Raw genomic sequence first — 12,193 nt, forward strand, 5'->3', positions numbered from 1 at the left:
GGAGTAGTACGATGTCTATTATACAAGCCAACGGTCTTACATTATCTTATGGCAAAAAGCCGATTTTCTCTAATTTGGATTTACTTATTCCTAAAGGCAAAACAACCGTTTTTATCGGCAGCAACGGCTGCGGCAAATCGACACTGCTCCGTTCGCTTGCGCGGCTGCTTAAGCCTCAGGAGGGCGCAATCATTTTGGACGGTCAGCAAATCGCCAAGCTTTCAAGCAAAGAAATTGCCCGCCGACTTGCTATTTTGCCGCAAGGACCGATAGCGCCGGAGGGGCTTACTGTACAGCAGCTTGTCAAACAAGGCCGATATCCTTACCAAAGCTTCCTGCAGCAATGGTCGCATGAAGATGAGAAGATGGTAAAAAAAGCGCTGCAGGTTACACATATGGATGAATTTGCTGATCGCTCGGTAGATTCTTTATCTGGCGGTCAGCGGCAGCGGGCATGGATCGCAATGACACTTGCGCAAAATACGGCAACTATTTTGCTGGACGAGCCTACAACCTACCTTGATATGACCCACCAAATCGAAATTCTCGATTTACTGTATGACTTGAATCAAGATGAGCATAGAACGATCGTTATGGTGCTGCACGATATTAACCTGGCCTGCCGCTATGCGCATCATATTGTCGCCGTTAAGGACGGGCAAATTTATGCTCAAGGCGCGCCAGAGCTAATCGTCAATGAGAAATTGATCGACGACGTATTTGATATGAAATGCCAGATTACACAAGATCCGATATTCGGCACGCCATTATGCATCCCTTACGGCAAAGGCCGCAAAATTAATTAGATGCTTAACGGGCGGGGCGGCTAGTGATGGGGTGCGGACTTGAGGTTATTTGCACGGCTTTGCGTACGAGTGCAGCAATGCAGTGCGCGAATCTGTAACGAATCTGAGGAAGGTGCCGATTCATTGCGGACATACAATGATAGGCACGGCAGCCTTGAACAAAGCCTACCTCGCGAATCTGCTCTAACGGTTGTCAGCGAGGCTATTTCGATTATTTTAGCTCGTCTGAACATCTAACGGTTGCTATGAGCGTTATTGCACCATATTTCGAAGAAATCAGCGATTTTTTGGGGAATAGGCTCAATGGCAACCATTAGAAAATTTAATCCGTGATTTTAGCTCGATTAGCGTTTGTGGCAACCGTTAGAAGTCATCAATGTTCCATATTACGCAAATAAATAGGATTGCTCATAGCAGCCAGCAGCGTTAGTTTAACCTCATCAAAATAACGCCAAACTTCTATACGATAAAACTTTCTATTCTCTAGCTCCCAACTATAATGCAGTTCACCGCTTACAACAACTTCGACAACTTCCTCTACGCCAACGTCAGATATAATTTTAATTTGATCACCCGCCATCACATTACTTAGCGTTAGGTTGGAAACTACCGCACTGGGATTACGACAAGTATCGTTAACTGGCACATCTAGTTGTGAAGCTAGTTGTTTTTCAGACTGCTCATTTACTTGCTCTCGAGTTTGTTCATTTAATTGTTCAGTTAGTTGTTCTTTAGATTGTTCATTTACTTTCTCTTGAGCTTGCTCCTTTACTTGCCCTTTAGCCGGCTCTTTACGTTGTTCCCCCTCCTCCCCCTCAATGCAATCTCCTATCATAAAACTTCCAATCGTATGCTCAATGATCGGCCCGTCTGGCGAATAGCTCAAAAAAACATGTCCCTGCCCAATTCCTTGCAGGATGCCATGAATGGTGCGGGACTCGCTGTACACCCATGTCGTAGGCATGGCATGCTTCATGTAAATATGCGGTCGATGCACATCGCTTCCTCCTACTGCAACAAGCCGCCTCCCGCTTGCCAGCTGCTCCTGCCACCAGTCGAGCGCCCGTTGATTGCGCTCTGTCCATGGCCCGTTCCATACTTCTACCCAATCATAGTCATGCTCAAAGCCCCACTCCCACGGACAATACTCGCAATGCGGATGGTTAAGCACAACTTTAGCTTCTTGCTCCTTAGCCGCTTGAATATGCTCTGCCATATCCTCAGACTGCCTTACGCGAAAATCTTTCACCGGATCGGCCACGCCAAGAAAGTTAATATGTCCGCGATTAGTTGTCAGCTCTATACCAGGAATGAATACAAGGCTGCTCTCTTTGGGGTGCGCAAAGTTTTGGCTGACGGTATTGTGATCGGTCGTCGCAATAAAATCACAGCCTAGCTGCTCCATTATCTCTCCAGCTTCCTGAAGCGTATAAGTGCCATCGCTATGCTGAGTGTGGCTGTGCAAATCGCCTTTCAGCCATCTCTTGACCATATGCTCACAGCGAATATGCACCTTCACCTCACAGCCAGCGTTCGGAATGCGATAGGCGCCAAGAAGGATATGCCATATCCCCTTGTTAAGCGGTCCTGGCAAATAACCAGGAGTTGCCTTTTCAAGGCCAACATAAAATTCCTTCCTGGCGCCGCCGCTCCAGCCGCGCACACGCTCAGGACTGCAAATGCCAAGATCAATCGTAACCGCTCCTTCCCCAAGCGGTGTATATTCCATACTGACATGAATCATTTCTGTTTGCTCCGGCACCTCAAAAGGCAGCTCTATATAATAGGCCCGCTGCTCTTCTTGCTTAATTACTCTATTGATCTCTATCCTACTCCAATTACTGTTGGAGCTTTCATTATAACGTTTGGTTGCCTCCATGCCTTCGTGCCCGCTCATTGCGCTTCCTCCTTACTCCTTCACAGATCCAAGCATAATCCCGTGGATAAAATAACGCTGCAAAAATGGATATACCAGCAAAATCGGAAGCATCGACACCATTATTTTCGCTGCATTTAATGTTTTATCAGACATTTTGGCAAGCAGCTCGGCGTTAGAGGAATCGATCAGCTCTGGCGAAAGTTGAACGACCAGCTGCTGAATATACGTTTGCAGCGGATAATTTTCGACACTGCGCATAAAAATCATGCCGTCAAAGAAGGAATTCCAATGGTTGACGACACTGAACAGTGTGACCGTCGCCATTGCAGGCAGCGATAGCGGCAAAAACACCTTGAACAGCATATACCACGGTCCTGCCCCGTCGATCAGTCCTGCCTCGCTTAATTCCTTTGGTAAATTTCTAAAAAAATTCATGAGCAAAATAACATTGAACACCGGCACAGCGCCAGGCAGCACAAGCGCCCAAAGCGTATTAAACATGCCGAGCGATTTGACAACCAAATACAATGGGATAATCCCGCCCGTAAACAGCATATTGAATAAAATAAACCACATATAGTAATGTCTCATCTTAAATTCCTTCCCGCTTCGCGAGAGCGGATAAGCAATTAATACCGTCAATATAAAGTTAATCGAACCGCCGAGCAGCACTCTTTTGAGCGATACTAGAAAGGCATTAAGGAAATGCGGATCATCAATAATTTTACGATAGGACTCAATATTGAACCCAACCGGCCAAAAGGTGACGAAGCCTCCCGCCGCTGCCGACATATCACTGAAGGAAACGGCTATCGTATGAATGACAGGCGCAAGCGAACTAAACGATATAGCAGCCATCATTGCGATCAAAATCCAGTTCCAGGCGCGCGCGGAAATTGTTTTATCTTGTACCAATTACAGAACACCTCCCGTCAGTCATGCACAATTTAAAAAATGCGATAATTAGCAAATTGATAAGCCAGCCGATACGATACAATAATGAGCACAAATCCAATGCCGGACTTAAGCAGCCCAACAGCAGTGGCGAAACCGTACTGTGCTTGAACGAGCCCCACCCGGTAAACATACGTATCGATTACGTCACCCGAAGGATATACAAGCGGATTATACAAATTAAAAATTTGATCAAAGCCTGCGTTCAAAATATTGCCGATGCTAAGTGTTGCCAGCAAAATAATTGTTGGCACCAAGCTTGGCATCGTAATGTAACGGATTTTTTGGAAGCGGCTTGCGCCATCTATTTCAGCAGCCTCATACAGGGTTGGATCTATGCCGGCAAGCGCGGCCAAATAAATAATAGCTCCGAAGCCGAAATCCTTCCAAGTGTCTGAGCCGATAATAATCCAAGGAAACCAGTCATTGCTCGCGAGAAACATAATTTTCTTTCCGCCCATTGCTTCAATGGCGCCGTTTATGATGCCGTCCATAGACAGCATTTCAATCAGCACGCCTGCGAGAATAACCCAGGATATAAAGTGCGGCAAATAAACGATCGTCTGCACCCATCTTTTGAAAATAGCATTTCTTAACTCATTAAGCAGCACAGCGAAAATAACGGGCACGACCAGCCCCGCAACGATTTTACCCGTAGCGATGAATACGGTATTAAAAAAGATGACTCTGCTGTCTTTGATTTGAAACAGATAGGTGAAGTTTTCAAGCCCAATCCAAGGTGAGTTTTTTATTCCCTGTCCTATATTAAAATCTTGAAAGGCGATCATAACGCCAAAGAGCGGTATCGTGGAAAAGATGATCAGTAGAACGATACCTGGAAACAGCATCATATGATAATGCTTCTGAAAGCTTTTCATCGTATCCTCCCTGCCTCGCTGTAGAAGTAGAAAAGCATCACCAGATCTGCTCGTGATGATGCTTTTCTGATATCACTCTTATTTCATTTCGTCATTGATTTCCTTCGTAATTTCGTCGCCGCCCTGAGATTTCCAATCTGCAACAAACTTATCGAAATCATCCAGCGGCTTATTGCCCATAACGATTGCAAAGAACATTTCATCCTCTAATTTTTTCAGATTTGCCCATTTGCGGTCCATCGTCTTGGTCGTAATTGTAAATTCATTAAACAGCGAGTTCATCGGCAGCTTCAGCATTTCCGCAGGCTCTGTATAGCCCCAGAACTTGCCCCAGCCTGCCAGGTCGGCTCTAGGCGCTGCTTCATCTGCTTTGGCAAAATCATAAAGAATTTTCATCTCTGGCGCCAAAGTACCCGCATCAACGCGTCCGGCAAGCGCATCTGCCAATATATTCGACTTTCTTTCTACAGCATCCGCATAGTCGAATGTCCCGTTGCCAATTGGCCAAAACTCTGTGCTGATCGTCGTATCCAGCTTCGTTGCATCCGGATCAGCTTTTCGTTCTGCCCGAATATAATTGTTGGCGTATACGACTGCCGCCTCAGGATGCTTGAAGCCCTTCTTCACTACGATAAACTTCTGGCTGACCGGCACCTGTAAATTGTTAATTTGTCCTTTTTCATCCTCCAGCATATACACTTTAAATACAGCATTCGGATCATTGGCATACGTGTCGCGAACGACGCCGCCCGACCACCATGGGCCAAAGAACATGCCTGCTTTGCCGGAAATAACCGTCTGATCCGTATCCTTGCGCAGCGCGAATTCCTTATCAATTAAGCCGGTCTCATACATTTCGCGGATTTTGCCAAGCGCTTGCTTCGTTTCCGGCTGAATTGAGCCATAGACGATATTGCCGCCGGCATCCTTAATCCAGTTGCCAGGATAAGCGCGGAAAGTAGCATACAGCCCTTTCAAATTATGACGGCCCGCTTTTTGCAGAACATCCAGTCCGTCCGCAGTAAGCCCGATTGTATTGTCGCCGCCCATTTTGTTATCCACAAATGCCTTCGCTATTTTCTCTACATCAGCGAGTGTTTTAGGCCCTTCAAGCTGCAGTTTGTCTAGCCAGTCCTGGCGTACAAACAGCATGCTTACGGAGTCTGCCTGCACAGATATGTTCGGAATGGCAAGCAGCTTGCCGTCAATCGTTGCTTTTTCAATCGCCTTATTGTTAGTGGAAGCGTACAGCTCCTTTGTAAGCGGAGCCTGGTACTTCTCAAATACTTCTGTCAAGTCCTCTAATTGGCCGGCGCGGGCGAGCGTGCGGAACGTTTGCTCGTCTACGATCATTACATCGGGGATATCGCCGCTGCCAATCGACAGCTTGGATTTTTGCTCAAAATCATTGCCTGAGGCGTACCATAATATTTTGACGGAAATATTGGACTTTTCTTTTAAATACCTCGAGTATTGATTGTCCTCTACTGTATCGCCTGACGGCAGCTTAGCATCCGCCCCGACATGCTTGAACGTTGTGAACTCAACAGGCTCAGGCAGACGGTAAGGATCGATCTGCACCTCGGCATCAGGCTTTTTGGTCTCTGCTGCTTGCGTGGAAGCAGGGGCCGGGCTTTTTTCACCGCTACTCGTACTGGTTGGTATCTTTTCACCAGAACAAGCTGCCAACAATAAAGATAAAACGAGCATTGCACAAATGAATCCGAGCATTTTAGATTTTATCAACTTAAACCCTCCTCACTTGTAATCGCTTTCAAATGTATTATATAAAACAAAAATGCCCGCAGGTGCTATTATACGTCCTGAGTTGCGGCTCAAAACGTCTCATTACTGCCTGCAGGCGAACCTTTTAAAAGATCATATTGCACTTTATTGAAGATTATTTGTGACTTTTCTGCCCAGCTTTCCGGTAATCTCTTGGCAACAGCCCTGTAGTCTGCCGGAATACTTTTCCAAAATACCGTTCATTTGGATAGCCGGATTGCGAAGCGATCCAGCTTATGGAACGATTGGTCTGGCTAAGCAAGGTTTTGGCATGCTCAACTCTTATATCTCTTACAAAATCCTGAAAAGTCGTGCCGACAATATCACGAAAGCAGCGGCTGAAGTAGCTGCGGCTCATACAAACCCTTCTGGCAATGTCGGGAAGCTGAATGTCATGCTTGAGTTCCTGCTTCACATAGTCGACAGCCTTCATAATACTGGCTACTACCTCCTCCGAATAAGGCAGCCCGCCGCCTTCCTGCTGCATGCGCTGTCGCATCATCTCAAGCCAGTCCACCCATTCCTGCCATATTTGCGGCTTGCGCTGCTCATCAAAACCGATAATCGACCGGTCGAAGTATTTGCTCCATTCCTCCATCGCAATATACAGCATTTGCTCCAACTGGCCTAATGGCAGCCGAATAGCTGCGGTTTGCTCCAGCAATCGTTCAAACAATTCCTTATCCGTTATCCAGGAAAGCTGCGACCAGGAAACGCCTAACTGTGTAACGTCCTCCTTGCTCACTTGCTGTACGTCCTGCAAACAGTCGACAGGCAGCTCATAGTAGTGCTTGCCCGCTTGAAACTCATAAAACATTAATCGCTCTCCGTCCATGCGCAGCCTTCCCAGCAGCTGTTCCTTCTGCAGCCCTTTTACGCCTTGCCACATCACGTACACTTGATCCAGAGCATGTTTATCTTTTTGCCCCGTCGCTCCCTGCCATGCCTCTTTTTGCAATTCATTCACATCTTTACCCTCAATGATCGTCCATACTAGCTCTTTCTCCTGAGGCAGCAGCCTGGATACCGTACATATCGCATCTTGCTCCATCACAGAGTCCATATGAGCCTGAGATTGGGTATGGACAGGCAATTGCTGGTCATCGATGCGGCTCACAATCCGCTGCAAAATAGACTCCATCTGATCGCCTTCAAGCTCCAGCTTTGTAATATAATCCAATGCCCCAAGTCGAAGCGCATCCCGGATCAGCTCAAATTCATGATGAAAGGTCAACACAACCATATGAATACGCGGATACCGTACTTTAACCTGCTTCATCAGCTCCAGTCCCGTCATAACAGGCATCGCCAAATCGGTTATAAGCAAATCTACCGTATGCTTTTCAAGCAGCTCCAAAGCTTCCAGCCCATTGCTTGCCTCGCAGGTCACGGCCATGCCGAATCGCTCCCAAGGCATAATTCGAATAAACCCCTGTCTTACCAAATAATCATCATCAACGACCATCACGTTACGCACCTTGCTCTTCCCCCTTTACAACGATCGGCAAACATAAAGTAATAATCGTTCCCTTGCCCAAGCTGCTTTGTATATCCATACTGGCTGTACCGGGAAAATTCAGCTCAAGCATGCGTCTTACATATTGCCAGCCGATTCCCATGCCCGTTCTGCTCGCGATACCGTCCTCTCCTGCCAGCATGCGCTCAACCTCATCTTCCGTCATGCCATAGCCATTATCGCGTACGGCAATTGTAATATGCGTGGCGTTTTCCTCTCGAACGATAACTTCAATAACCCCCTGATCTCCGCCCTTATTTTTCAACCCATGAGAAATAGAGTTCTCAACAAGCGGCTGTAAAATAAATCTTGGGACTGGCAGCTTCAGCAGGTCAGGATCTGCTTGTATCTGCACATCAAACTGGAAGTTATAGCGTACCCCCTGCAGCATGACATAATTTTTGAGCGCTGCTATTTCCTCCTCGATCGGTGCCATTTGCCCTTTTCCAAGATTATAATGAAGCAATCTATTCAATGTAGAAACGAGCTTGTCTGTCTCATGCTGCCCGTTGACTCTCGCCTGCCAGCGAATTGTATCTAGCGTATTATGTATAAAATGAGGGTTGATTTTATACAAAAGATTTTCGATTTCCAGCAGCCTGCGGCTCTCTGCATTGTGATCAATATCTGTAATCAGCTCATCGATACGCAGCCGCATCGTTGAAAACTCATGATGAATTTCTGCAAATTCCAAAGCAACATTTTCCTTCAGGCTCGGGAGCTCTGACATTCGGCCGTTTTTTAACCGCCGTATATTTTTTTGCAAATGCAGAAGCGGCGAATAAATCATCCGCCAAATAATAAACGCAAGCAAACAGCCGACAATAAGTGACAATGCTGCAAAAAATACAAACTGGCTGATCCAGCGATTAATTTCGCGCTCATAGGTTGATTTGGATATCGCCGCTACAATCCTCCACGATTGATTGCTCAGCTCTTCAAAAACATAATAATCCTTTTGCATACTCGCTTCCTGGTAAGACATATCGATCAGGCTGCCTGCTGGGAAATCTTCCTCATTCTCGCTATAGGCGATGCGACCGTTCGTATCCACAAAAAAATAAAACGTATCCTTGACCATATCGTCTGTATTCAATATGCGATCCGTCAATTTAAAATCAGTTTCCATATACAAATAAACATCATCACGATTGGGAAATTCCACCTTGCGCACAACAGAAAGCACCTTGTAGCCATCCAGCGGATTAAGGGACAGATGCGGCCCGTAATAAGTAAATTTCAATTGCTCCGCCAGCAGCGGCAGCTCAAAAATATTAAAATCTTCTCGGACATGTGAGTTTTGAAATATCGTTTCATTCGTTTCGGCGATATAATAAAAAATTAAGCCAAGGGAAGGATTTGTGAAGTGGATTAAGCTAATCTCGCTCTCGATTTCTTCGTATAGCTGTTTCTTCTCAAACAAGTTGCTGGTCGTAAGATAGGCATTGATTTTATTGCCTATGCGGCCTTCAAACACAAGCTGCTGAGATGCATGGTTCAATTGACTGAGCGTATTTTCAAAGGAAAGACGGACATTATGAAGATTGCTCGTAATACCTTTCTCGGATCTGTTTTTCAAAATAGCATACATGGAGGAATAGGTAATGGAACCGATAAAAACTAGCGGAAACAAGGAGCAGAGCAGGAGAAGCACGATAAGTCTATTTTTCAACGTTTTAGGAAAAAGCATCTGGCGACCTACTTTCCTTAATAGAAGTCGAAGAATAATGCGAAAAGGCGCTGAATAGAATTATTTGCATAATACACCAAGGAATACAATCTTTCAACAATAATAACTAGATACTAGGTTAAACGGCTCTACCGTCCTTCGCTTTAACGAAGGCGAGTTTACCGATAAGATATAGGACAAGTATAAGGTGAAAACTTGCAGTTGTTTCAATATTTTAGAAAGCACCGATTCGTATGGCAAAACACACCCTCATAATCTACTGCCATAATTGCTTACGGTTGCCAGAGAGGCTATTTCGATTATTTTAGCTTATTTGAGAATGTAATGGTTGTCACGAGCGCTATTATACCCTTTCTCAAGCAAAATCAGTGCTTTTTGGGAAATTAAGCGCAATTGCAACCGTTAGAAAATTTAAACCATCAAATTTGCACGAATAGCGTTTGTGGCAACCCTTAGAAGTTCATCAATTGCGAAAGTTGAGTTAAAATTATTAGAATTTAATAAAAAAATATCCTCTGCCCAGGGAGCAAAAGAATATTTTTGACTGTTATTGCTTCTACTATTTTTCTTCAAAGCTATTGATTTTCCACTGGCCGTTCTCGCGCACAACCGTCAATTCTACTTCTATTTTGCCCGCTTCGCCTGTGCTCGCCATCCCTATTATATTCCCTTTTACAAGGCAAGAGTCTTCGCCCTCTATAGCAATAGAATCGATATCAATTCTTTCCGGCCAAGGACTGGATAGCTCCCTGCCTGGGACAAGCTCCATATTTTGCTTCCACTTCGCCATCTGCTCAGCTGTGACATAAGGCGCATAAAATTGATCCATCAACGCTTCGGTCTGTTCTGCAGGCACGGTTGCAATTCTGACTTGCTTTAAGCTTTGGCCAAAGCCTTCAACAACCGCCGTTACTTGATCCTGAACAACCCTTTCATCCGCTTTTTTAGCAAACTCCTCAAATTCTTCGCTTTTTTCTGTTGCTTCAAAAAGCGGCTGCTCCACTTGCGCTTGCGCCCACTCCCTTGTGTAGAACAAGCTGCTCTCTTCCGGTTCATCTTTGATTTGAAACACAATCTCCCCTGCATTGCCAATCAAACCGAACATCAGCAGCGCATTTCGATGAAATTCAGGCGCAGCGAGCGCTAGCTGCTGAGCAGGAGTTAGCCCGTTAGCAGCGGCTGCAGCTTCTTCGTTTATTGCAATATATACGGTCAAGCCGAATGGCTCTTTTTCGGTTTGAAGCTGAATATGGTCATATTTGAAAGGCGCTGGATATGGCAGTCCGCCGCTAATGCTGCTGACCTTCCCTCCATTGCCGATATAAGGAGTCCGATTCTTCCAGGCCTGTTCATACTGTCCTGCCGGCTCCATAGCTCGCAAAGGATTCGATAACAGACTGACGGCAAAAATAATAAGTAGCGCGGCAGCCAGACTGCCCAGCCAAATAACAGGTTTTTTATAGCTCATAATATTTCTGATCCTTCCTTTTACATCGCTTTCGCCAAAAGAGATCGGGCTTGGAAAACCGCTTTGCTTGGCTGCCATAGACAGCAAGGCGTAAGAATATGCGGCGCGTGCATCTCCCTTGGACTTTTTCATTACACTCTCGTCACAAGACATTTCCATATCCTTGATCATCCAATTGTAGGATAGCCAGGCTAGTGGATTAAACCAATGAATAATCGTGATTAAAAAAGCAATCGGTTTCGTCAAGTAATCGAACCTGCGAATATGGGTCTGTTCATGCTGCACAATGTATGACAGCTGTTCTCCTGATAATCCAAGCGGTAAATAAATTTTTGGCTTAATCAGACCCAGCACGAAAGGCGCACTAATCCGATCCGACTCAAACACATTGCCCTGCACCTTTGTCGCTGTCGAAAGCTTCCTATACAGTCTTACATACGAAATGAAAGCATACGTCGCCAAAACAGCTATTCCAGTCAGCCATACGAAAGCTGCCGCATACAAAATAATATCGATTGGGTCTATAGAATTGGCTGGTTGCGCAGCAGGCAGTGAGGATTCGATCACCTTGTTCACGGATTGATCGATTACGGCGATGCCAGAATCAATACTTGGTGCAGTTGAATATTGATAAGGAATCGTATTGGTGTTGATTGGCATCATACTGACATTACTTTCGAACGACAGCGGAATAATTAAACGAATGAACACAATAGCCCACAGCGCATAAGCAAACACAGTCGGCAGTTTCAGCTTCTTTAATACAAAGCCGGCAATCATGACAAGTATAGCGGTATAGCTTGCCACAATACTCAAATTCAGCACCGCAATGAACAGCTCTGTCATTTGACTGCACCCTCAATCATTTTCTTAATTTCCTCCGCCTCTGCCTTAGAGAGCTTCTTATCCTTCAAAAATGCAGCAATAAAAGTAGGCAAGGAATTGTCAAAAGCTTTTTCCAGCAAAGCCTCGCTTTCGTACTTCTGAATCTGCTCGCGCTTTACGAGTGATGTGACAGTCGCTTGCTCATTTTGCAAAAGGCCTCTCTCGACAAGCTTGCGGATCATATTATAAGTCGTTGATTTCTTCCAGCCCAGCTCCTGCAAGCAAAGCTTGGACAGCTCAGTTGAATTGAGCGGCTCATGCTCCCACACTAAACTAATAAACTTATACTCCGCATCGAATAATTTGTGCTCCTCCATATTTTCTCCCCCCAA

General features: G+C 45.5%; 9 protein-coding genes. 1 reads left to right on the plus strand and 8 read right to left on the minus strand.

The window, feature by feature from the left end:
- The first annotated feature begins 11 nt into the window (after nucleotides 1–11).
- Entirely contained in the window at nucleotides 12–806 is a 795-nt protein-coding gene (locus tag V1L65_RS06965) for an ABC transporter ATP-binding protein (protein WP_331698385.1), read from the plus strand.
- Between the two features lie 373 nt (nucleotides 807–1,179).
- On the opposite strand, the gene V1L65_RS06970 is transcribed toward V1L65_RS06965, so the two are convergent.
- The 8 genes from V1L65_RS06970 to V1L65_RS07005 form a co-directional block, all read right to left on the minus strand.
- The gene (locus tag V1L65_RS06970; protein WP_331698386.1) at nucleotides 1,180–2,703 is read right to left on the minus strand and encodes a CehA/McbA family metallohydrolase; all 1,524 of its coding nucleotides are present in this window, start codon (nucleotides 2,701–2,703) and stop codon (nucleotides 1,180–1,182) included.
- A gap of 12 nt (nucleotides 2,704–2,715) precedes the next feature.
- Nucleotides 2,716–3,600 (minus strand): carbohydrate ABC transporter permease, encoded by an 885-nt coding sequence (locus V1L65_RS06975; RefSeq protein ID WP_331698387.1) that lies wholly within the window; start codon nucleotides 3,598–3,600, stop codon nucleotides 2,716–2,718.
- A 32-nt stretch (nucleotides 3,601–3,632) separates the two neighbouring features.
- The gene (locus V1L65_RS06980; RefSeq protein WP_331698388.1) at nucleotides 3,633–4,517 is read right to left on the minus strand and encodes an ABC transporter permease; all 885 of its coding nucleotides are present in this window, start codon (nucleotides 4,515–4,517) and stop codon (nucleotides 3,633–3,635) included.
- Between the two features lie 78 nt (nucleotides 4,518–4,595).
- Nucleotides 4,596–6,263, minus strand: coding sequence for an extracellular solute-binding protein (locus V1L65_RS06985; RefSeq protein WP_331698389.1), 1,668 nt, complete (start codon nucleotides 6,261–6,263; stop codon nucleotides 4,596–4,598).
- A gap of 154 nt (nucleotides 6,264–6,417) precedes the next feature.
- Nucleotides 6,418–7,779, minus strand: a complete 1,362-nt coding sequence (locus V1L65_RS06990) for a response regulator transcription factor (protein ID WP_331698390.1) — start codon at nucleotides 7,777–7,779, stop codon at nucleotides 6,418–6,420.
- Complete coding sequence (locus V1L65_RS06995; RefSeq protein WP_331698391.1) at nucleotides 7,772–9,490, minus strand: sensor histidine kinase; 1,719 nt, start codon at nucleotides 9,488–9,490, stop codon at nucleotides 7,772–7,774. Before V1L65_RS06995 ends, V1L65_RS06990 begins: the two co-directional genes overlap by 8 nt.
- Before the next feature lie 577 nt (nucleotides 9,491–10,067).
- Nucleotides 10,068–11,822, minus strand: coding sequence for a M56 family metallopeptidase (locus tag V1L65_RS07000; RefSeq protein WP_331698392.1), 1,755 nt, complete (start codon nucleotides 11,820–11,822; stop codon nucleotides 10,068–10,070).
- Nucleotides 11,819–12,178: a BlaI/MecI/CopY family transcriptional regulator gene (locus V1L65_RS07005; RefSeq protein WP_331698393.1), complete on the minus strand. Its 360-nt coding sequence runs from the start codon at nucleotides 12,176–12,178 to the stop codon at nucleotides 11,819–11,821. The genes V1L65_RS07000 and V1L65_RS07005 overlap by 4 nt, the downstream gene beginning before the upstream one ends.
- Between the last annotated feature and the right edge of the window lie 15 nt (nucleotides 12,179–12,193).

The sequence above is a fragment of the Paenibacillus sp. IITD108 genome, from assembly GCF_036541265.1.
GTDB lineage: Bacteria > Bacillota > Bacilli > Paenibacillales > Paenibacillaceae > Pristimantibacillus.